Source organism: Pseudomonas sp. NFIX49, assembly GCF_900115915.1.
In the GTDB taxonomy this organism is placed as follows: Bacteria; Pseudomonadota; Gammaproteobacteria; order Pseudomonadales; family Pseudomonadaceae; genus Aquipseudomonas; species Aquipseudomonas pharyngis.
In genome coordinates, this window is sequence record NZ_FOYE01000010.1 from 80,059 (window position 1) to 101,092 (window position 21,034).

18 protein-coding genes are annotated in these 21,034 nt (G+C 60.3%); 9 read left to right on the forward strand and 9 right to left on the reverse strand.

What is annotated here, in order from left to right; all coding sequences use genetic code 11:
- Positions 1-192: 192 nt before the first annotated feature.
- Complete coding sequence (gene rpmA, locus BMZ46_RS25920) at positions 193-450, reverse strand: 50S ribosomal protein L27 (RefSeq protein WP_003228360.1); 258 nt, start codon at positions 448-450, stop codon at positions 193-195.
- 35 nt (positions 451-485) lie between these two features.
- The gene (gene rplU, locus BMZ46_RS25925) at positions 486-797 is read right to left on the reverse strand and encodes a 50S ribosomal protein L21 (protein WP_003228361.1); all 312 of its coding nucleotides are present in this window, start codon (positions 795-797) and stop codon (positions 486-488) included.
- Positions 798-1,038: 241 nt separating this feature from the next.
- Here rplU and BMZ46_RS25930 point away from each other — a divergent pair, with 241 nt between their 5' ends.
- From BMZ46_RS25930 to BMZ46_RS25940, 3 genes are all read left to right on the forward strand, one after another.
- Positions 1,039-2,007: a polyprenyl synthetase family protein gene (locus tag BMZ46_RS25930; protein ID WP_007950962.1), complete on the forward strand. Its 969-nt coding sequence runs from the start codon at positions 1,039-1,041 to the stop codon at positions 2,005-2,007.
- A gap of 124 nt (positions 2,008-2,131) precedes the next feature.
- Positions 2,132-2,473, forward strand: a complete 342-nt coding sequence (locus BMZ46_RS25935; protein ID WP_007950963.1) for a zinc ribbon domain-containing protein YjdM — start codon at positions 2,132-2,134, stop codon at positions 2,471-2,473.
- 207 nt (positions 2,474-2,680) lie between these two features.
- A complete protein-coding gene (locus BMZ46_RS25940) occupies positions 2,681-2,938 on the forward strand; it encodes a PA4570 family protein (protein ID WP_039771721.1) in 258 nt (85 codons plus the stop codon).
- Positions 2,939-2,987: 49 nt separating this feature from the next.
- Here BMZ46_RS25940 and BMZ46_RS25945 read toward each other — a convergent pair whose 3' ends face one another.
- From BMZ46_RS25945 to BMZ46_RS25955, 3 genes are all read right to left on the reverse strand, one after another.
- Positions 2,988-3,605 carry a BamJ family beta-barrel-assembly machinery protein gene (locus BMZ46_RS25945; protein ID WP_007950965.1) on the reverse strand — a complete coding sequence of 206 codons (618 nt, stop codon included), beginning with the start codon at positions 3,603-3,605 and terminating at the stop codon, positions 2,988-2,990.
- Positions 3,606-3,731: 126 nt separating this feature from the next.
- Positions 3,732-4,037, reverse strand: coding sequence for a DUF6482 family protein (locus tag BMZ46_RS25950; RefSeq protein ID WP_074691490.1), 306 nt, complete (start codon positions 4,035-4,037; stop codon positions 3,732-3,734).
- A gap of 135 nt (positions 4,038-4,172) precedes the next feature.
- The gene (locus BMZ46_RS25955; RefSeq protein ID WP_007950967.1) at positions 4,173-4,661 is read right to left on the reverse strand and encodes a TIGR00645 family protein; all 489 of its coding nucleotides are present in this window, start codon (positions 4,659-4,661) and stop codon (positions 4,173-4,175) included.
- A gap of 162 nt (positions 4,662-4,823) precedes the next feature.
- Here BMZ46_RS25955 and BMZ46_RS25960 point away from each other — a divergent pair, with 162 nt between their 5' ends.
- Positions 4,824-6,653, forward strand: a complete 1,830-nt coding sequence (locus BMZ46_RS25960; protein WP_074691491.1) for a hypothetical protein — start codon at positions 4,824-4,826, stop codon at positions 6,651-6,653.
- A 19-nt stretch (positions 6,654-6,672) separates the two neighbouring features.
- On the opposite strand, the gene BMZ46_RS25965 is transcribed toward BMZ46_RS25960, so the two are convergent.
- Together BMZ46_RS25965 and BMZ46_RS25970 are read right to left on the reverse strand one after the other, a co-directional pair.
- Positions 6,673-7,002, reverse strand: coding sequence for a PA4575 family protein (locus BMZ46_RS25965; RefSeq protein ID WP_007950969.1), 330 nt, complete (start codon positions 7,000-7,002; stop codon positions 6,673-6,675).
- A 243-nt stretch (positions 7,003-7,245) separates the two neighbouring features.
- Positions 7,246-9,684 (reverse strand): Lon protease family protein, encoded by a 2,439-nt coding sequence (locus tag BMZ46_RS25970; RefSeq protein ID WP_074691492.1) that lies wholly within the window; start codon positions 9,682-9,684, stop codon positions 7,246-7,248.
- A 416-nt stretch (positions 9,685-10,100) separates the two neighbouring features.
- Between BMZ46_RS25970 and BMZ46_RS25975 the strand changes: the two genes are divergently transcribed.
- The 4 genes from BMZ46_RS25975 (at position 10,101) to BMZ46_RS25990 (ending at position 13,541) form a co-directional block, all read left to right on the forward strand.
- The gene (locus BMZ46_RS25975; RefSeq protein WP_007950971.1) at positions 10,101-10,589 is read left to right on the forward strand and encodes a DUF3015 domain-containing protein; all 489 of its coding nucleotides are present in this window, start codon (positions 10,101-10,103) and stop codon (positions 10,587-10,589) included.
- Positions 10,590-10,681: 92 nt separating this feature from the next.
- The gene (locus BMZ46_RS25980) at positions 10,682-12,535 is read left to right on the forward strand and encodes an Lnb N-terminal periplasmic domain-containing protein (protein WP_074691494.1); all 1,854 of its coding nucleotides are present in this window, start codon (positions 10,682-10,684) and stop codon (positions 12,533-12,535) included.
- A gap of 84 nt (positions 12,536-12,619) precedes the next feature.
- Entirely contained in the window at positions 12,620-12,976 is a 357-nt protein-coding gene (locus BMZ46_RS25985; RefSeq protein ID WP_007950973.1) for a hypothetical protein, read from the forward strand.
- Between the two features lie 70 nt (positions 12,977-13,046).
- Complete coding sequence (locus tag BMZ46_RS25990; RefSeq protein ID WP_039771733.1) at positions 13,047-13,541, forward strand: GreA/GreB family elongation factor; 495 nt, start codon at positions 13,047-13,049, stop codon at positions 13,539-13,541.
- A gap of 10 nt (positions 13,542-13,551) precedes the next feature.
- Here BMZ46_RS25990 and gdhA read toward each other — a convergent pair whose 3' ends face one another.
- Together gdhA and ettA are read right to left on the reverse strand one after the other, a co-directional pair.
- Complete coding sequence (gdhA, locus tag BMZ46_RS25995; protein WP_074691496.1) at positions 13,552-14,889, reverse strand: NADP-specific glutamate dehydrogenase; 1,338 nt, start codon at positions 14,887-14,889, stop codon at positions 13,552-13,554.
- Between the two features lie 193 nt (positions 14,890-15,082).
- Complete coding sequence (ettA, locus tag BMZ46_RS26000) at positions 15,083-16,747, reverse strand: energy-dependent translational throttle protein EttA (protein ID WP_007950976.1); 1,665 nt, start codon at positions 16,745-16,747, stop codon at positions 15,083-15,085.
- 286 nt (positions 16,748-17,033) lie between these two features.
- Between ettA and BMZ46_RS26005 the strand changes: the two genes are divergently transcribed.
- Positions 17,034-20,882, forward strand: coding sequence for a bifunctional diguanylate cyclase/phosphodiesterase (locus tag BMZ46_RS26005; RefSeq protein WP_039771736.1), 3,849 nt, complete (start codon positions 17,034-17,036; stop codon positions 20,880-20,882).
- The last annotated feature ends 152 nt before the right edge of the window (positions 20,883-21,034 follow it).

A 21,034-nucleotide genomic window follows, 5' to 3' on the forward strand; every position in this document is an offset into this window, starting at 1 on the left:
ACCAACGCCTCTCGCCGTACGGACGAGCCGAAAAACAATCAAGACATAAGACTCTTGCAAAAATGAGCGCAGCGACCCCAATCCACGACCTGCATCGCACGCCGGCAGCCCATACAAACAGCTTTGCAAGAGACTCACCCCACAAACGAAAAAGCCCCGTCGCAAGACAGGGCTTCTCCAGCACTCTCGCAGTTAGGCTGCGACAACGCTCACGTAACGACGACCGAAGGCGCCTTTTACTTCAAACTTGATCACGCCTTCGATTTTCGCGAAGAGGGTGTGATCCTTACCCATGCCAACGCCGTAGCCAGCGTGGAATTGGGTGCCGCGCTGACGCACGATGATGTTGCCGGCCTTGATGACCTGGCCGCCATACATCTTCACGCCAAGGCGTTTGGCTTCTGAGTCGCGACCGTTACGGGTACTACCACCAGCTTTTTTGTGTGCCATGAGTTCAATTCTCCTAGTGAGGAATTAGGCTGTAATTAAGCCTGAATACCGGTGATTTTGATCTCGGTGAACCACTGGCGGTGGCCCATACGCTTCATGTGGTGCTTACGGCGACGGAACTTGATGATGCGGACTTTATCGTGACGACCTTGGGAGATCACTTCAGCCTTGACGGTTGCGCCAGCAACAACAGGTGCGCCGATGTTCACGTCGTCGCCGTTGGCGACCAACAGAACGCGGTCAAAAGTCACGGATTCGCCAGTGGCGACTTCCAGTTTTTCGATCTTCAGGTATTCACCTTCAGCGACCTTGTATTGCTTACCGCCGGTAACGATTACTGCGTACATGGTATTTCTCCGATAATCCTGCTCACCCAGCTCTTTATAAGAAGAGGTATTGGCTGGCATGGCTGCATGGGGCTGGAACGGCCCAAGTGCAATTGCGTAAGGCAGGTGCTGCCCAGGAAGTTCAGGGTGCGCGATTGTACGCAAGCCTTCGAAGTCATGCAAGGGGCCGTCCATCGCGCCTTGACAGGCCCGGACGTGGGTCCTAGCATGCCGCGCAACCCTTCTGGAGCACCTGTCGCTGATGCAACCCCAAGCTTTCTACCGCGCGGTGGCGGACGATTTTAGCGCCGTCGACGGCATCATCAAGAAGCAGCTGACTTCCCGAGTGCCGCTGGTATCGAAAATCGGCGATTACATCACGTCGGCCGGTGGCAAACGCCTGCGTCCTTTATTGGTGCTGCTGTGTGGCAAGGCCCTGGGTCGCGAAGGCGACGACATGCGCCTGCTGGCCGCCACCATCGAATTCCTGCACACCGCCACCCTGCTGCATGACGACGTGGTCGACATGTCCGGCATGCGCCGTGGCCGCTCCACCGCCAACGCCATGTGGGGCAACGCCCCGAGCGTACTGGTGGGCGACTTTCTGTACTCGCGCTCGTTCGAGATGATGGTCGAACTGGGCTCGATGCCGGTGATGAAGATCCTGTCCCAGGCCACGCGCATCATCGCCGAAGGCGAAGTGCTGCAACTGTCCAAGGTCCGCGACGCCAGCACCACCGAAGAAACCTACATGGAAGTCATCCGCGGCAAGACCGCGATGCTGTTCGAGGCTTCGACCCACAGTGCCGCGGCGCTGGCCGGTGCCACTGCCGAGCAGAGCGAAGCCCTGCGCACTTTCGGCGATCACCTGGGCGTGGCGTTCCAACTGGTCGACGACCTGCTCGACTACAAGGGCGACGCCGAAACCCTGGGCAAGAACGTCGGTGACGATCTGGCCGAAGGCAAGCCAACCCTGCCGCTGATCTACACCATGCGCGAAGGCACGCCAGAGCAAGCTGCACTGGTGCGTCAGGCAATCCAGAAAGGCGGGATCGAAGACCTGGAAAGCATCCGCATCGCCGTGGAAGCCTCCGGTTCGCTGGAATACACCGCGCAACTGGCCCGCGATTACGTGGCCCGTGCGATCAAGTGCCTCGACGCGCTGCCGGCCAGCGAATACCGCGATGCGCTGGTTGAGCTGAGCGAGTTCGCGGTCGCCCGCACGCACTGATCAGCATCGCGTCATCTAAAAACCGCAGCCTCCGTTGGAGCCTGCGGTTTTTTGTTGCCTGCCATCGGCGGCTAAAACCCTATACAATGTGCGACTTTTAGCGATCCCTCTCCAAGGAGCCTTAGTGAGCACGTTGCCACCCTGCCCGAAATGCAATTCCGAATACACCTACGAAGACGGCACCCAACTGGTGTGCCCGGAGTGCGCCCACGAGTGGTCTGCCGGCGGTGAAGCCGAAGTGGCATCCGACGATGCCGTGAAGAAAGATTCGGTCGGTAACGTCCTGCAGGACGGCGACACCATCACCGTGATCAAGGATCTGAAGGTCAAGGGCACCTCGCTGGTGGTCAAGGTCGGCACCAAGGTCAAGAACATCCGCCTGTGCGATGGCGATCACGACATCGACTGCAAGATCGACGGCATCGGCCCGATGAAACTCAAATCCGAGTTCGTCAGAAAAGTCTGAGTCTGCTGTCTTCCATCCCGCGCCCGCCGTGGGATGGAGCTTCGCCCTCCCCCGCAATCCCCAACAAATCCTCGCAATAGCCAAACGCCAGCCGTTTTGACCTTACGCAATCTTTACCCGCAAAAAATCACAAACCGCCAATAGGCGCTTGCTATTTGACGAATAAGAATTATTCTCATTGAAACCCTTTCAATGGAGATGAGACCCATGACTTATTTGATCGACGCCTGGCTGGATCGCCCGCACCCGTACCTCAGGATCCTGCATCGGGAAACCGGTGAAGTCTGTGCCGTACTGGAAGAAGAAGCCCTGCACGAGTTGCAGGATCAAGGGGATCTGGACGTCAGCGGCCTGAGTTCCAGCGAGCCATTGGTGCTCAAGGAGCTGGTGCGCAATCTGTTCCTGTTCTGCTATGCCCGGGCCTTGCGCCCGACCAGTGAGCTGCATCACAAGATCGAAGTATGAGAACGGCGGAGAAACCCTGCACAAGCCACGCTTGTGCAGGGTAACGGGATTACAGAACGTCGAGCAGCTCGACGTCGAACACCAGAACGCTGTGCGGCGGGATGCTGCCAACGCCTTGAGCGCCGTAAGCCAGTTCGCTCGGCACGTACAGACGCCATTTGCTGCCGGCATTCATCAGTTGCAGGGCTTCGGTCCAGCCAGCGATAACGCCGCCAACCGGGAATTCAGCCGGCTGGCCACGCTCGTAGGAGCTGTCGAACACAGTGCCGTCGATCAGCGTGCCGTGGTAGTGAGTACGCACGGTGTCTTCACGGGATGGCTTGGCGCCTTCGCCCTGCGTCAGCACTTCGAATTGCAGACCGGAGGCCAGGGTGGTGATGCCTTCTTTCTTGGCGTTTTCAGCCAGGAATGCCAGGCCTTCGCCAGCGGCGGCTTCAGCCTTGGCAGCGGCTTCGGCTTGCATGATCTCGCGGATCACCTTGAAGCTGGCGGACATGGCTTCCTGGCTTACACGGCTTTCCTTACCGGCGAATGCGTCGGTCAGGCCGGCCAGGATGGCGTCCAGGCTGACACCCGGTGGCGGGTTGTCGCGCAGCTGGTCACCCAGCTGACGGCCGATACCGTAGCTGACGCGGGTTTCGTCGGTGGACAGATTTACTTCGGACATGACACTGCTCCGCTGTGCGGACGGCCTCAGGACCTGCCGTGCGTACACAGCGCGTCCCGGCGCGCCCGGAACCAAAAGGGCGAGCAGACTAGCACAGATGTTCCGGCAGTGATCAGGCCCCAGCGCCTACAGCGCGGATCGCCAGGCCAGCGGCACCTTCAGGCTCTCTTCGCCACTGGCGCCAAGACCGCACATTTCATCGTGCACCGAGGTGTGTACCAGGTTGAACGGCAGCACCGGCAAGTTATGCAGCACATCCCGGGCATGCTCGACCGAACGCAGCGTCAGCATTTTCCCTTGCGGGTCGCTCAGCGGGTACGCTGCGCCATGCATCCGGGCTTCAAGCAGATAGATCCCGCCTTCCATGGAGATCAGGTTCAGTTCGTCGACCTTTCTGGCGACGGCAAACGCATTCAACTCTTGCAGGTTCATGAACGCACCTCACGCGGTGACGAGCCTTGAGACCTACAGGGATATGCCTCGGCGAATCAAAGTACAAGCCACAAACGACACCGCCCGTCTGTTTCGCAACAGACGGGCGGTTTTGTTACAGCAATCGTCAGCTCATCAGTGCTTGGTGAGCTTGTCCAGATAACCCATGGCAAACGCCGAGATCACGAAGGTCATGTGGATGATCACGTACCACATCAGGTGCTCGGGATCGACGTTCTTGGCATCCATGAAAATCCGCAGCAGATGGATCGAAGAGATTGCAACGATCGACGCCGCCACTTTCATCTTCAGCGACGAGGAGTCCATGGTGCCCAGCCAGCTGAGCTTCTCTTTGCCTTCATCAATGTTCAGCTCGGAGACGAAGTTCTCGTAGCCGGAAATCATCACCATCACCAGCAAGCCGCCGACCAGCGCCATGTCGATCAGCGACAGCAGCACCAGAATCAGCTCGGATTCGGCCATGGAGAAGACATTGGGAATGACATGAAACACTTCCTGGAAGAATTTCAATGCCAGCGCCAGCAGCCCCAGGGACAGCCCGATGTAGATCGGCGCCAGCAGCCAGCGCGTGGCGTACATTGCATTTTCGATAAAGCGTTCCATTGACTCTCACACAAGAAGGGTTGAAATCGGCGGCGAGTATACCAGCCGCCCATGACAGCCAGAAACCGCCCGGAAATCCGCCACCTGCGTGTGTGTGTCAAAGTTTTTCTGCTAGTGTCCAAACCATTGACAGCCCAGCGACAGTGCACAGGAAGACGGGAAATGGATGTGCGATTGCCGATAACGACTGCCGGAATTTGCTTTGCCCTGTTGCTTGGCGGGTGTTCGCCCGGCGATGAAAAGCCTGCCGTCAGTCTTGAAGAAAAGACTGCGCAGTTCGAGCAGTCGCTGGACGCCATCACCGACCCCAAACTCAAGGACGCCGTGACCGAACTCGGCGGTTCGCTGCTGTTGCTCGAACGCGCGCAACAGAAGCTCGACAATAAACCGTCGATTACCGAATACGGCGAAGACGCCCTCGGCGTGCTCAGGCACTACCCCACGCCACAGACGCTGGTCGATACCTTCATCAATGGCCTGTTCGTGCTGCACAAGGATTCCAGTTCCGATTACCTCACCGATCTGCAACCGGTGTTCCCCTTCAATCTCAACATCCCCGGCGGCTTTCTGTTCCCCCATGGCGTGGAGTGGCACTCGGTGACCCTGAGCAACAAACGGGTGATTGCCTATCAACCGGAATGGTCGGAAACCGATCCGGGCATTCAGCTCAGTCCTTCCAGTTCCAACGTCACCAACCCCGATGACCTGACTGTCACTTACCCTTTCATCGAAGGACTGAATGTCGACAAGAAGAACCTGCCGCGCCCGGTCAGCCTGCAAGGCCAGGTGGAGGTCATCGTCCCGAAACGCCTGCACAGTTTCAATCTGGATAAAAAGGACGTCGGCCAGACCCGCTCCGATGGCAACCTCAGCGTGACCTTGCTGAAACTGGACACACACTACGCCGAACTCGAGTTCAGCAACCAACTGCCGCTCGCCCCGGAAGTCGCGAATACCCGGCTCAATCCGTTGATCGTCCAGGCCCGCGACTCGACGGGCCAGTTTCTGGTGCGCGCCGGCGCCATCAATGAAAACCCCGAGCAGGTGGCGTTCTATCAAAAGCAGCTGGCCTACCTGCAACAGCAAAAAGCCTGGAGCGAGACGCTGGAAAAAAAGCTGGACGATGAACAACAGGCCTTTGAACAGCAGCATCCGCGCCACTACAACAAGGTGTACTTCAACGGCCCGATCGACACCCTCGAAGTCAGCCTGCTGGATTTTTCCGAAGCAACCGTCACCCGCAAGGCGCTGGATTTGCCCGTGCGCGAATTCGATCCGCACACCACGGAAAAAACCGTGCAGCCGCTCGACCTGCCGATCACCGTCTACGATGACCTCGCGCCCGACTGGCTCAAGGGCGCGTCCCTGACTGAAGAACAGCTGAAAAGCGGTGTCCATATCCGCCAGTCTGTTGAGGAGCCGAGCGCCGCGCGGATTGAGTTCGACCACCGCAAAACCTTCAACGATGAAATGCTCGGCGACGACTTCAGCCCCGGCGAAAGCCCGGTGACGTTCTTCACTGAAAAACACAACGGCAAACTCGACGAGCCGATCGAACTGCCGCCCGAGGCATATCAGGTGGATCCTCTACAGGCGACCATCACCTACGACCTGAACCTGTTCCCGGAAACCCCGGCGATTGCCGTCGGCTCGATGCCGTTGTTCCTGGCCACGGTGGACAAACAGGCTTATGAAGCCAAGGCCCTGCCTAAAGGTCTGGAAATCAGGAACAACGCGTTGGTGGTGGATTTGAAGCGATTCCCCGCCAACGAATGGCGATTCTTCGTCAAGGACGACAGCGGTCATTACCTGAAGCGGATTCTGTCGGTCAGCCACGACGCGAGCACGGAAGGGCCGGCGTTATTCGGCGTGCATTATTTCTACGGCCGTCCGACGCACGTTGAAACCTACCAGCGAACCGACCTCGCCACCGTGCAATACGGCTTTGAGGTCAAACTCGACAAGCCGCAGACCCAGGGCGCTGCGCCCTGATCGGCGCTGATGATCGGCGCTAATGGTCGAAGGTGCCGATGCTGCGTCCGCGTCCACCGTTGATCTGCCGCAACTGCGCCTGCAGATGCAACGACCAGATCTGTGGATCATTGGCCAGCTCATAGCCGTGCATCGTCAGGCTTTCAACGATGGTGTCGAGAATCGACTCGGCGGCGATCGGTCCGTGGAACGGGCCCTGGGCCTTGATGGCGGAAGGTTGTTCACCGGCCATGCCGGCGGCGAAGAGCAACGTCCACATGCCGTTATCGCCGGCCAACGGCTTGATGGCGCATTCGATACGGGTCACGAGACCCAGGCACTGACGGGTGAGGCAGAGGTTGCGCGACATGGCGGCGACCCTCGGTAAAGCCGGTGTTCAGCCCTTGCTGAAGAGCTGTTTCGATCCAGTGATACTGTCGATGTCCTTGAGCAGAGAATAGAAGAAAAGTCCGCCGCGCAAGCCGCACAGAACCAGAAGGCGCCGAATGGTCATTGTGTGAATATTGACGCCAGACTGATGGCACTTTTGCCGACGTTCGCGACAAAACTAAAACGGGAGCACAAGGCTCCCGTTTTTTTATGGCTGCCTGGCTTACGCCGGTTTGGCCTCGGCCAGCGCTTCCTGCGCCAATTCCTTCTCGGCTTCTTTCAGATCCTCTTCGCTGATCATCTCGGCAATCACCCGCAGACGCTCCACTACCCGCGCGTTAACGCTGCCCTCCGGGAATTCGCCCTCTTCGTTCGGCTCACCGGCCGGCTCGCCCACCAGCAGGCTCAACGCTTCGTCGGCCTGACGCACCGCGTAAACGTGGAACTGCCCGGCACGCACCGCCGCCAGTACTTTTTCATCAAGCATCAGCGTGGCAACGTTGGCCTGGGGAATGATCGCGCCCTGCTCGCCCGTCAGCCCGCGCGCTTCGCAGAGACGGAAGAAGCCTTCGATCTTCTCGTTGACCCCGCCCACCGCCTGCACTTCGCCGAACTGGTTGATCGAACCGGTAATCGCGAAGCACTGCTTGAGCGGGGTTTTCGACAACGCCGAAATCAGCGTGCACGCCTCGCCCAGCGACGCACTGTCGCCATCGACGTAGCCGTAGGATTGCTCCAGCGCGATGCTCGCGGAAATCGCCAGCGGGAATTCCTGGGCGTAACGGCTGCCCAGATACCCGGTGAGGATCATCACGCCCTTGGAGTGGATTGGCTGACCGAGATTGACCTCGCGCTCGATGTCGACAATGCCGCTGCCGCCCGGGTACACCGTGGCGGAAATCCGCGCCGGCACGCCGAACGCCGAGTCGCCGACTTCGAGCACGGTCAGGCCGTTGCACTTGCCGACTGCGGCGCCGTCGGTGTCGATCAGAATGATCCCCGCCAGCATGTCGTCGAGAATCCGCGCCGACACCCGACCGGTCCGGGTGGCCTTGGCCTTCAGGGCACGCTCGATGTGGCCGGCGTCGGTCATTTCATCGTTGGCCAGATGCCGGATGAAATCCGCCTCGCTGACCAACTGGAACAGATCGCCGATCCGTGCCGACAAGCGCCCCTGGTGTTCGGCCAGACGCGCACTGTAGGTCGCCAGGCGCGCCACCGCGTCGGCGGTCAGCGGCGCCATGCCCTCTTCCGAAGTTCGGGTTTTCAGCAACTGGGCGAACTGCTCCAGGCTTTCGTCGACCATCGGGATGTCTTCGTCGAAGTCCACCAGAACACGGAACATCTCCTGGAAGTCCGGATCGAGGTCCTGCAGCGTGTAATACAGCTGACGCGCGCCGATGATGATCACTTTGACCTGCAACGGAATGTGCTGCGGGTTGAGCGTCACGGTGGCGAAACGGCCCATCTCGCCCAACGGCGATTCCATCTTCAGCTTGCGCGATTGCAAGGCGCGCTTGAGCGCATCCCAGACAAACGGCTCGCCGAGCATTTTTTCCGCTTCAAGAATCAGGAAACCACCGTTGGCGCGGTGCAACGCACCCGGACGCAACTGGCGATAGGTGGTGTAGAGCGCGCCCTGATCGGTGGTGTACTCGATGCGGCCGAACAGGTTTTCGTAGGTCGGATGCGGCTCGAAGACCACCGGCGCACCGCCGCTGGCCGGATGGCCGACCACCAGGCTCGGCGCATATTGCTCTTCCAGCAGTTTGCGCGCGACCGCATCGGTCTTGCTGTCATCGACCAGTTGCTCGACCACGGTTTTCAGCAGATAGACCTGCATCGCTTGCAGGTAACCGCAGACGGCCGCATTTTCCGCGTACTTTTCCGACAGCGGTGCGAGCAAGGGCTGCAAGGCCAGGGTGATGGTTTCTTCGTTGAGCTGACGCAGCTGGTTGCTCGACTCGCGCTTCCATTGCGGCAGGCTGGCGAGCTCTTCGTTCAGGCGCTCTTCGAGGCCGGAGATGTCGTCATGAAAACGCTCGCGTTCGGCCTCCGGCAACTGGGCGAACTCGGCTTCGTCCAGCGCCTTGCCTTCAAGCATCGGGGTGAAGGCGATGTTGCTGCTGTCGCGGTACAGGGCGACGTCTTTTTCCAAAGCCAGACGTTCGATGACGTCCAGCGCCTTGTCGTAGCGCTGGTTGAAGGCGCGGTCGATGGCGCTTTTCTTCTGCTGGTAGGACGGGTGCTCGAACACCGCAGGAAAGGTCGCCAGCAGGTTGTCGATGAGGCCGTTGATGTCGCCGATGAAAGCAGCGGCGCTGCCCGATGGCAGCTCCAAAGCGCGGGGTTCGCGCGGCTCATCGAAATTGTTGACGTAGACCCAGTCCGCCGGGGTCTGCAGGCGTTTGCCTTCGGCCTTCAGGTAGCGTTTGACGAACGAGAAACGGCCGGTGCCGGGCTCGCCCATGACAAATACGTTGTAACCGGGGCGTGGCATGGCCACACCGAACTGCAAGGCTTCGACCGCACGTTCCTGGCCGAGCACACCGCGAAAGGGCTCCAGATCATTGGTGGTAGTGAAGCTGAACTGTTCAGCGGAAAACGGACGGGTCAGCGCTTCGGGCGCTAGACGCAAGCTGGCAGCAACAGGATCAGGCATCGGGCTTCCTTAACAATCAGGCGGGGCAGATAGCGGCATTCTGGCGCTGCCCGAGCCCCACTGGCAAGGCGCGCCACACGACAAAGCATAGACAACCGCCCTGCACGCGGCGCCGCCTCGTGAAACCGGGGTTTATTCCAAATATTGTGCAAAAACTCACGGAACCCTCGGAACGTGCCTAAACTCCAAACTGCGCGGCTGGAACTAATACCGGCCCACTGGCTTCGTTTGGCTCTGAACGTAAGCTCGCCGAGCGGCGATCAGGCAAGGCGAAAACAGGCGAGGAAGCGGAGTGTAGGGTCCTACATGAGCATTCCGAGCCTGTTTTCAACGCAGCATGATCGTCGCGCAGGCAGCTTACGTTTAGAGCCGGCCAGAACCCTGTCCATTGGTATGCACACAAAGAGAACAAAGCTATGAAACGGATTCTTCTCGGTACTCTCTTCACCGCTGTATCCATCAACGCAATGGCGCAAGCTCCAGGCGGCCCGGATTGCGGTTGGGGCAACATGCTGTTCGAAGGTCAGCGTGGCACTCCGGCTCACTTCCTGGCATCCACCACCAACGGCACCTCCGGCAACGCCACGTTCGGCATGACGTCCGGCACCAACGGTTGCTCCACCAACGCTTCGCTGACCTATGGCGGCAAATCCTGGTTTGCCATGAATGGCATGATGAACGAGCTGTCCGAAGACATGGCAAAAGGCAACGGCGAAGCGCTGACGACCTATGCCGTGGTACTGGGCGTGGCGCCGGAAGACCGTGCGCACTTCGCCGCCGTCACTCACGAGCACTTCCAGCAGATCTTCAGCAAGGCTGACGTGACCGCCGAAGACGTGCATACCAACACCCTGGCCGTTCTGAAGGCAGACCCACGTCTGGCCAAGTACGCGACTCAGGCTTAAGCTCGACCCACCCGCTTCCTTCGGGAAGCGGGTTTTATTTTTTCGGCCCGCCCGCCTTGGGTCTTTGTTTCTTTCGACTTAAGTTGCCATTTATGCTCAAACGCCTTGCCTGGCTGGCGCTGTGTGTCTGCGCCCCGCTGTCCGCCGCGCCTCACATCGACCCTCAACGTTTGCAGCAACTGGCCAACGACCGCTTCTGGATTTCCCTCGGTCATTACGAAACCGCCAAGCTCGGTGGCTGGCGCAGCTACGTCAGCGACAAAAAATTCTTCCTCGCCCCCGACGGCAACGAACACCCCGACCATGAACTGGCCGCCACCGTGCAGGCGTTGTACGCTCCGGCCAGTCTCGGTGAACAACACGCCCAATGCGTTTACCCGGCACGCACCCGCTGGTTGAAAGATCAACTCAACCTGACCGACCTGCCGACGCCGGACTGCGCCGAATTCAAGAAATGGTTCAAGGACGTCTCGCCCCACAGCGCGGTGATGATTTTCCCGGCGGCCTACCTCAACAGCCCGTCGTCGATGTTCGGCCATACCCTGCTGCGCATCGACCAGGCCGACGTGCAGAGCGACAAGACTTCGCTGCTCAGTTACGCGATCAACTTCGGCGCCTACATCGAAGGTTCGGACAACAGCATTCTTTACGCCTGGAAAGGCCTGATGGGTGGTTATCCGGGACTGTTCGCACTCGTGCCTTATCAGGAAAAACTCTCGGAATACCGCAGCCTGGAAAACCGCGACCTGTGGGAGTACCGGCTCAACCTGACGCAAGCCGAAACCGCGCGCATGGTCGAGCATGTGTGGGAGCTGAAGCAGATCCAGTTCGACTATTTTTTCTTCGATGAAAACTGCTCCTATCGCCTGCTTGAACTGTTGCAGGTGGCGCGCCCGAGCCTGCGCCTGACCGAGCAATTCCCGCTGACGGCGATCCCCACCGACACCGTCAAAGCGGTGAAAGAAGCCGGGCTGGTCGAGCACATTGAATATCGCCCGTCCCGCGAGCGCGAACTGCTAAGCCGCGCCGAGCCCCTGAACGGCGAGGAACAGGACTGGGTGCTGAAAGTCAGTGCCGATCAACAACAATTGCAGGATCCAGCCTTCCAGGCCCTGCCCCGGGATCGCCAGGCGCTGATTGTTGACGCGGCGTATCGGCTGGAGCGCTACCGCGCCAACGGCCAGGAGCGTGATCCACAGCGAGCCCAGCGCAGCTTCGAACTGCTACGAGCGATCAACAAGAACCCGGCGCCAGAGCTGCAAATTCCACAACCAGGCCTGCCCGAAGACGGCCATGAATCGCGCACCTGGCAGGCCGGTCTCGGCACTCGCGGTGACCGTGCTTTCGGTGAGTACGGCTTGCGCATGGCCTATCACGACCTCAACGACAACGCGGAGAGTTTCCCCCTCGGCGCACAGATCGAAATCCTGCAGATGAAGCTGCGCCAGTACGAAGGCAATCACTGGCAATTCCAGCAACTGGATCTGGCGACCATCCGCTCACTGACGCCGCGCAATGCGCTGTTGCAGCCGCTGTCTTGGCAAGTCACCGGCGGTCTTGAACGTGTACCGGGCAAGCATGACGACGAGACGCTGGTCAGCCACGTCAACGGTGGCGGTGGCGGAACCTGGGCATTGGGCGACGATGTGCTGGGTTTTGCCCTCGGCACGGTGCGCGTTGAACACAACAATGATTTCGCCGAGTTCGTTTCCCCCGCAGGCGGTTTCAATACCGGCGTACTGTGGAAAAACCCGTTGGGCAATCTCAGCCTGGAGGCCAAAGGCGATTACTTCTTCAACGGTGAAGTGCGCCGTAGCCTGAGTCTGAACCAACAGTGGGAACTGTCGCGCAACCTCGGCCTGCGCCTGAGTGCGCAGCGCGAGTTCAGCCATCTGGCAACACCGGAGACCGAAGTGATGCTGGAAGTGAAGTGGTATCACTACTGAGGTTTTGATCTTTCTTTCACGCCCCATCGACGAATCCGCTTCTAGACTTTCCCTATCAGCCGTATGACGGCCCGGGAGAGTGTGATGTGGCGGTGTGCGGTGTTTGCGGGCGTGTTGCTGTTGCTGGGTGGCTGTCAGAGCACCCACGAAGACTTGATTGCCAAGGGTTATCCACCGGCGTTCGCCGACGGTTTCGATGACGGGTGCATCAGCGGTCGTCAGGCCGCCGGTTCGATCAGCGGCGAATTTCGCAAGAATGTGCCGCGTTATCTCAAGGACAAGCAATACGCCGAAGGCTGGAGCGACGGCTTCCGCCAGTGTCAGGCGATGCTGGAAAACAAGGACCGCGAACAGTATCGCAACGAACACTGGGACGAACGCGAGCGCGCCTGGCAGCAGGAGAAGGATCAGGGCGCCGCGCGGGCTTATCGTTCGCAGTAGGTCGCATCCAGACATCCAGCGAAACCTTTTGCCTGCGACCATGGCCCAACGGCTATAACAGGAGCCCACCATGAGTCGCGCTTTCGTCAACGAAGACAATGCCGCTGCGCAAGCCGATCAGCCGGTCGAACGGCAGGTCAGCACCCAGCCCAATTACGTCACGCCGCAAGGGTTTGCCCAGTTGCAGGCGAAAGTCGCCGAGCTGCAAAGCCTGCACGCAGAGCAGTCGGCCAAGGGCGAACAGGCTGACAAACAGCGGCTGGCCGATCTCGAACGGGATTTGCGTTATTTCAATCAACGGGTCGGCAGCGCTCAGGTCGCACCGGCCCCGACGTCGAACGACAAGGTGCAGATCGGCAGTTGGGTGACCTACGCCGACGAACACGACACCGAGCACCGGGTGCAATTGGTCGGTGAAGACCAGGCCGATGCGGCCAACGGCCTGATCAACTGGGCCTCACCGCTGGGCCGTGCGCTGCTTGGCGCGCGGCTCAACGATGAAGTGCTGTGGCAGCGCCCGGCAGGCGATCAACTGATCGAAGTGATCCGCATCGAGCGCTCTTGAACCCGGTTGCTTAAACCACGCCTTGGGCGAGCATCGCGTCGGCGACTTTGACGAAGCCGGCGATGTTCGCGCCTTTGACGTAGTTGATCCGGCCGTTTTCCTCGCCGTAGTGCACACAGGCGTGGTGGATCGACTGCATGATCCCGTGCAACTTGCTGTCCACTTCGCCCCCGGTCCACAGCAGGCGCATGGCGTTCTGCGACATTTCCAGCCCACTGACCGCTACGCCGCCGGCATTCGAGGCCTTGCCCGGCGCAAACAGAATCCCGGCCTCGATAAAGATATCCACAGCCTCAAGGGTGGTCGGCATGTTCGCGCCTTCGGCCACGCAGATGCAGCCGTTGCGCAGCAGGGTGCGCGCGGATTCGGCGTCGAGCTCGTTCTGGGTCGCGCATGGCAGCGCGATGTCGCACGGCAACGACCATGGCAATTGACCGGCGCGGAACTCCAGGCCGAATGCCGCCGCCAATTCGCTGATCCGCCCACGCTTGACGTTCTTCAGTTCCAGCAGCGCCAGCCACTGTTCTTCGCTCAGGCCCGCCTCGCAATACAGCGTGCCTTCGGAGTCGGACAGGGAAATCACCTTGCCGCCCAGATCCATCACTTTGCGAGCCGCGTATTGCGCGACGTTGCCGGAACCGGAGATCGCCACGCGCTTGCCTTCGACGCTCTGCCCGCGACGCTTGAGCATTTCTTCAGCGAAGTACACGCAACCGAAACCGGTGGCTTCGGGGCGAATCAGGCTGCCGCCGTAGGTCATGCCCTTGCCGGTCAGCACGCTGGTGAACTGGTTGCTCAGGCGCTTGTACTGGCCGAACAGGAAACCGATTTCCCGTGCGCCGACACCGATATCACCGGCCGGCACGTCCACGTCGGCACCGATGTGCCGGTACAGCTCGCTCATGAATGCCTGGCAGAAACGCATGACTTCGGCGTCGCTCTTGCCCTTCGGATCGAAGTCCGAGCCACCCTTGCCGCCGCCCATGGGCAATGAGGTCAGGGAGTTCTTGAAGGTCTGTTCGAAGGCGAGGAATTTCAGCACGCCCATATTCACCGAACGATGGAAGCGCAAGCCGCCCTTGTACGGGCCGATGGCGCTGTTCATCTGGATGCGGAAACCGCGATTGACCTGCACCTTGCCCTGATCGTCGACCCACGACACCCGGAACACCACCGCCCGCTCCGGCTCGCAGATGCGCTCCAGAATCCCCGAGGTCAGATAGTGCGGATTGGCTTCGAGAAACGGCCACAGGCTGCGCAGGACTTCTTCGACGGCCTGGTGGAATTCGGGTTGATCCGGATCGCGTTTTTTCAGACGGGCGAGGAAGGATTCGACGGATTCGATCATGGGAAAAGTCTCGGCAGATTTGTTGTCGTTGGAAGCGATTGAGCCGGACTGTAACAAACGACATGTACACAGCAACAGACAAAAATGTCGCATTTATGAAAACAAATAGTACACAAGGTATAAAACAGTCTGCATTGCAGGCAAAAAAAAGCGGAGCCCGAAGGCTCCGCTTTTTCATGCAACCAACCCGTAATCAGGCCAGTTTCTTGTGGCGTACCCGGTGTGGCTGGGCCGCTGCTTCGCCGAGGCGCTTTTTGCGATCGGCTTCGTACTCGGTGTAGTTGCCTTCGAAGAACACCGCTTGCGAGTCGTCTTCGTACGCCAGGATGTGAGTCGCGACGCGGTCAAGGAACCACCGATCGTGAGAGATCACAATGGCGGCGCCCGGGAAGTCCAGCAGGGCTTCTTCCAGGGAACGCAGGGTTTCAACGTCGAGGTCGTTGGACGGTTCGTCGAGCAGCAGGACGTTGCCGCCCTCCTTCAGGGTCAGCGCCAGGTGCAGACGACCGCGCTCACCACCGGACAGGTCCTTGACGAACTTCTGCTGATCGCCGCCCTTGAAGTTGAAGCGACCGACGTAGGTACGCGACGGGATCTCGTAGTTGCCGATGCGGATCTGGTCCGAACCGTCGGAGATCTGCTGGAACACAGTCTTGCTGCCGTCGAGGTCTTCACGGCTCTGGTCAACGCAGGCCAGTTGCACGGTTTCGCCGATCTCGATGCTGCCGGAGTCCGGGGTTTCCTTGCCCATCAGCATGCGGAACAGGGTCGACTTACCGGCACCGTTACCGCCGATCACGCCGACGATGGCGCCTTTGGGCATCGAGAACGACAGGTTGTCGATCAGTACGCGATCGCCATAGCCCTTGGTGACGTTCTTGAATTCGATGACCTTGTCACCCAGGCGCGGACCGGCCGGGATGTAGATCTCGTTGGTTTCCGAACGCTTCTGGAATTCCTGCGACTGCATTTCTTCGAAGCGTTGCAGACGAGCCTTGGATTTCGACTGGCGGGCCTTGGCGCCTTTGCGCACCCACTCCAGTTCTTCCTTCATGGCTTTTTCGTGGGCCGATTGCTGCTTGGATTCCTGGGCCAGACGATCGGACTTGGCTTCCAGCCAACCCGAGTAGTTGCCTTCGTAAGGAATGCCCGCGCCGCGGTCGAGTTCCAGAATCCAGCCGGCGACGTTGTCCAGGAAGTAACGGTCGTGCGTGATCGCGACCACAGTGCCCGGGAAGTCGTGCAGGAAGTGTTCGAGCCAGGCAACGGAGTCGGCGTCCAGGTGGTTGGTCGGTTCGTCGAGCAGCAGCATGTCCGGGGCGGACAGCAGCAGACGGCACAGGGCCACACGACGTTTTTCACCACCGGACAGGTGTTCGACCTTGGCGTCCCAGGCCGGCAGACGCAGCGCATCGGCGGCGACTTCCAGCTGGCGCTCCAGGTTGTGACCGTCGCTGGCCTGCAGGATCGCTTCGAGCTTGGCCTGTTCGGCGGCCAGCTTGTCAAAGTCGGCGTCCGGGTCGGCGTAGGCGGCGTAGACCTCGTCCAGACGCGCTTGCGCATCCTTGATCACGCTGACCGCTTCCTCGACCACTTCACGCACGGTCTTGGTCGGATCCAGTTGCGGCTCTTGCGGCAGGTAACCGATGTTCAGTTCCGGCATCGGGCGCGCTTCGCCTTCGAACTCGGTGTCGACGCCGGCCATGATTTTCAGCAGCGTGGATTTACCCGAACCGTTGAGGCCGAGTACGCCGATCTTGGCGCCGGGGAAGAAAGACAGCGAAATGTTTTTCAGGATTTCCCGCTTCGGCGGAACAACTTTGCCCAGCCGATGCATGGTGAAGACGTATTGAGCCATGGAGAACCTTGGGTCAGTGACAGATGAATGATTGGAGCGCAGGCGATGCCCGGCCAGACCGATGCGCGTCGTTCACTTGATGGTCATCAATGCGTGCGCGCTGAAAAAGTCTGAGTCTAGGAGCTGGAACGCTCCCGCGTAACCGGCAAAGCTACCTTAATGACGGAAGGCAGTCCAGCCGAGTGGGGCTGGCACTTCGCCACAACTCAAGGCATGCTAGCCGCCTCTTGGGCGTCCGGCTTATAGTGCACGTCGCGCCAGTCCAGCCAGACCGCAGGATTACAGCTTGTCCAACGTCACTCCGCCAGCCTCTGTGAGCAGCACCCAACCGGCGCCCGGCTCGTCCCTGCGCGGAACCTTGAAAGGCGCGCTGGCGACGCTGGTGCTTTTGCTGCTGGCGCTGCTGTTCTGGCAACTGCTCGATCAACTGCGTGAAACCCAGAAAAACCAGCGTCAGTACACCATCGACTACACCGCCGACCTCGCCGCTCAGGTCAGCCTGAACATGGCGTTGAACGCGCAGATCGCCCTCAACCTGCTACCGATCGTCGAACAACCGCAGTCGGCCGACGAACAGCAGGCACTCCTGCGCAAACTTCAGAAATCACTGCCCGACCTGCGCAGCCTGGCCCTGCTCAGCCCTTCCGGAAAGATCCTCAGCGACAGCGCCGCCGACAGCCATGACGCCGATTACCTCAGCGATCTGGTGCGCCGCAGTCGCGCTCAGGCGCATTACTTCAGCAACGACGAAGACGGTTCGGTGGTGCATCTGCTGCTGCATCAGGCCAGTGGCAGCACTCGCGGTTACTGGGCGCTGCGGCTGACACCCACCTTCTTTAAAGCACTGACCAAACAAGGCGAAACAGGCATCCGTCCCCTGTGGCTGGTGGAAAACCGCATCAACCATCAGATCATCAGCCGCGACGAAGCGATGCCCGTCGGCAGCACCAGCGTCCTGACCCCGGACGATCTCGCCAACAGCGTGCTGACAGTGCCGCTGAGCAGCAGCGACTGGCAACTGCGTGGCCTGTTCGACCGCCAGCATGTGCTCGAACAACTGCTGCCGGCGTTCATCGGCAAATGCCTGTTGGGCCTGGCGCTGTCGCTGCTGCCGTTTATCGCCCTGCTCAACATGCGTCGCCGTCAGCGTCAGGTGCATGAGGGGCGTCGGCGTTATCAGGATATTTTCGAAGGCACCGGCGTGGCATTGTGCGTGCTGGATCTTTCGGGGCTCAAACAGGTTTTCGAAAGGGCCCAGATCCAGACCAGCGATCAGCTCAAGGCCTGGCTCGACCAGCCGGCACAGCGCCAGCAATTGCTCCACGAACTGCGGGTGACCGAGGTCAACCAGGTCGCGTTGCAACTGCTCAACGTCAATTCCTGCGACCACGCCTGGCAACTGTTGATCGACGGTCAGCCGCACAGTCAGTGCGCCATCGGCAATCAGGTGCTCGACGCGGTGCTGCAGCAGCAAAAGCAGCTGGAACTGGAAATCAGACTGCCGGACATCAATGGCCGCGACCAGCACCTGTGGCTGGTGCTGCGACTGCCTCAGGAACAGCACGACTACAAGGCCGTGATCCTGAGCATCAACGACATCACCAGCCGCAAGCTGATCGAACTGTCGCTGCTGGAGCGCGAAGGTTTCTGGTCGGATGTGGTGCGCACCGTGCCGGATCATCTGTATGTGCAGGATGTGATCAGCCAACGGATGATTTTCAGCAACCACCACCTCGGCCAGACCCTCGGTTACAACCGCACCGAACTGCATCAGATGGGCGAGTACTTCTGGGAAATCCTCCTGCACCCGGAAGACGCCGACTACTACCATCGCTCGCGGCAGATGCAGCGTCACGCCGGTTACAGCCAGTTGCTGCAATGTCAGTTGCGCTTCCGTCATCGCGACGGCGAGTGGCGGCGCTTCGACATTCGCGAACAGGCGCTGGCCCGGGACAAGCACGATCAGGTCACGCGGATTATCGGCGTGGCCAAGGACATCACCGAGCAGATCGAAGCCAGCGAATCCCTGCGTGACAGCGAACAGCGCTACCGGATGCTCGCCGAAAGCATCAGCGACGTGATTTTCTCCACCGACAGCAAGCTCTCGCTGAACTACGTCAGCCCCTCGGTGCAAGCGGTGCTGGGCTATGACGCCGAATGGATTTTCCAGAACGGCTGGCAATCGACCATCGCCAACCCGCAGCAGCTGAGCGGCATCTATCACTTGATGGATCGCGTCAGCAAAGCCCTGGGCAAACCCGAACAACTGGTGATTTTGCGCAGCCAGGTGCAGACCCAGCTGTTCCTGTTCGACTGCCTGCGCGCCGACGGCCGCAAGATCCCGATCGAACTGCGTCTGGTGCTGGTGTGGGACGAGCATGGGGCCTTCGAAGGCGTGCTCGGGGTCGGTCGCGACATCAGTCAGCAGCGCCGCGCCGAGAAAGACCTGCGCATGGCGGCCACGGTATTCGAACACTCGACCTCGGCGATCCTGATCACCGACCCGGCCGGTTACATCGTGCAGGCCAACGAGGCGTTCAGCCGGGTCAGCGGTTACGCGGTGGGTGAAGTGCTCGACCAGCTGCCGAACATGCTGACCGTCGACGAACAGCAGGACGCACACCTGCGCTACGTGCTCAAGCAGTTGCACCAGCACAGCACCTGGGAAGGTGAAGTCTGGCTCAAGCGTCGCAACGGCGAGCACTACCCGGCATGGGTCGGCATCACCGCCGTGCTCGATGACGAGGGTGACCTCGCCAGTTACGTGTGCTTCTTCAGCGACATCAGCGAGCGCAAGGCCAGCGAGCAGCGGATTCACCGCCTCGCCTACTACGACGCCCTGACCCACCTGCCGAACCGCACGCTGTTCCAGGACCGTCTGCACACCGCGCTGCAATCGGCCGAACGGCAGAAGTCGTGGGTGGTGCTGATGTTCCTCGACCTCGACCGTTTCAAACCGATCAACGACTCCCTCGGCCACGCCGCCGGCGACCGCATGCTCAAGGACATGGCCACGCGCTTGCTGGCCTGCGTCGATGATGACGACACCGTGGCGCGAATGGGCGGCGACGAATTCACCCTGCTGCTGCAACACCGCTCCAGCCGCGAAATGGCGCTGAACCGTGCGATCCACGTGGCCGAACAGATTCTTGGCAGTCTGGTGCGACCGTTCGTGCTGGAGGGGCGCGAGTTCTTCGTCACCGCCAGCATCGGTATCGCCCTGAGCCCGCAGGACGGCAATGAACTCAGCCAGTTGATGAAAAACGCCGACACCGCGATGTACCACGCCAAGGAGCGCGGCAAGAACAACTTCCAGTTCTATCAGGCCGACATGAACGCCAGTGCGCTGGAACGTCTGGAACTGGAAAGCGACCTGCGCCACGCCCTGGAGCAGAATGAATTCGTGCTCTATTACCAGCCGCAGTTCAGCGGCGACGGCAAACGCCTGACCGGCACCGAAGCCCTGCTGCGCTGGCGTCATCCCCGTCGCGGGCTGGTGCCACCGGGGGATTTTATACCGGTGCTCGAGGAACTCGGGCTGGTGGTGGACGTCGGCGACTGGGTGATCAGCGAGGCTTGCCGTCAGCTCAAGACCTGGCACCAGAACCGTGTGCGCGTACCGAAGGTCTCGGTGAACATCTCGGCGCGGCAGTTCTCCGACGGCCAGCTCGGCACGCGGATCGCCACGATCCTGCGCGAGACCGGCCTGCCGCCAGCTTGCCTGGAGCTGGAACTGACGGAAAGTATCCTGATGCGCGAAGTCAGCGAGGCGATGCAGATTCTTGCCGGTCTGAAGAACCTCGGCCTGAGCATTGCAGTCGACGACTTCGGCACCGGCTACTCGTCGCTGAACTACCTCAAGCAATTCCCGATCGACGTGCTGAAGATCGACCGCACCTTCGTCGACGGCCTGCCGTCCGGCGAGCAGGACGCGCAGATCGCCCGGGCAATCATCGCCATGGCCCACAGCCTGAATCTGGCGGTAATCGCCGAGGGCGTGGAAACCCATGAGCAACTGGACTTCCTGCGCGAGCATGGCTGCGACGAGGTTCAGGGTTATCTGTTCGGGCGGCCGATGCCGGCGGGCCGGTTCGAAGCGCAGTTCAGCAATGATGCGCTGTTCATGTTCGACTGAAGATCGGCGGCGCGATCTTCGCGAGCAAGCTCGTTTCCACAGGGATTGATGTCGATCACAAAATCGCGGGGCGGCCTCGGTTATTGTGCAAACCGGCTGGTCAGCGAAAAGGCCGGCACGGACGCCACACATCTGGTCATGAACGCCACTTG

Coding starts and splice junctions, on each gene's coding strand:
- rpmA (WP_003228360.1), bottom strand. CDS start 450: ATGGCACACAAAAAAGCTGGTGGTAGTACCCGTAACGGTCGCGACTCA.
- rplU (WP_003228361.1), bottom strand. CDS start 797: ATGTACGCAGTAATCGTTACCGGCGGTAAGCAATACAAGGTCGCTGAA.
- BMZ46_RS25930 (WP_007950962.1), top strand. CDS start 1,039: ATGCAACCCCAAGCTTTCTACCGCGCGGTGGCGGACGATTTTAGCGCC.
- BMZ46_RS25940 (WP_039771721.1), top strand. CDS start 2,681: ATGACTTATTTGATCGACGCCTGGCTGGATCGCCCGCACCCGTACCTC.
- BMZ46_RS25945 (WP_007950965.1), bottom strand. CDS start 3,605: ATGTCCGAAGTAAATCTGTCCACCGACGAAACCCGCGTCAGCTACGGT.
- BMZ46_RS25950 (WP_074691490.1), bottom strand. CDS start 4,037: ATGAACCTGCAAGAGTTGAATGCGTTTGCCGTCGCCAGAAAGGTCGAC.
- BMZ46_RS25955 (WP_007950967.1), bottom strand. CDS start 4,661: ATGGAACGCTTTATCGAAAATGCAATGTACGCCACGCGCTGGCTGCTG.
- BMZ46_RS25960 (WP_074691491.1), top strand. CDS start 4,824: ATGGATGTGCGATTGCCGATAACGACTGCCGGAATTTGCTTTGCCCTG.
- BMZ46_RS25965 (WP_007950969.1), bottom strand. CDS start 7,002: ATGTCGCGCAACCTCTGCCTCACCCGTCAGTGCCTGGGTCTCGTGACC.
- BMZ46_RS25970 (WP_074691492.1), bottom strand. CDS start 9,684: ATGCCTGATCCTGTTGCTGCCAGCTTGCGTCTAGCGCCCGAAGCGCTG.
- BMZ46_RS25975 (WP_007950971.1), top strand. CDS start 10,101: ATGAAACGGATTCTTCTCGGTACTCTCTTCACCGCTGTATCCATCAAC.
- BMZ46_RS25980 (WP_074691494.1), top strand. CDS start 10,682: ATGCTCAAACGCCTTGCCTGGCTGGCGCTGTGTGTCTGCGCCCCGCTG.
- BMZ46_RS25985 (WP_007950973.1), top strand. CDS start 12,620: ATGTGGCGGTGTGCGGTGTTTGCGGGCGTGTTGCTGTTGCTGGGTGGC.
- BMZ46_RS25990 (WP_039771733.1), top strand. CDS start 13,047: ATGAGTCGCGCTTTCGTCAACGAAGACAATGCCGCTGCGCAAGCCGAT.
- gdhA (WP_074691496.1), bottom strand. CDS start 14,889: ATGATCGAATCCGTCGAATCCTTCCTCGCCCGTCTGAAAAAACGCGAT.
- ettA (WP_007950976.1), bottom strand. CDS start 16,747: ATGGCTCAATACGTCTTCACCATGCATCGGCTGGGCAAAGTTGTTCCG.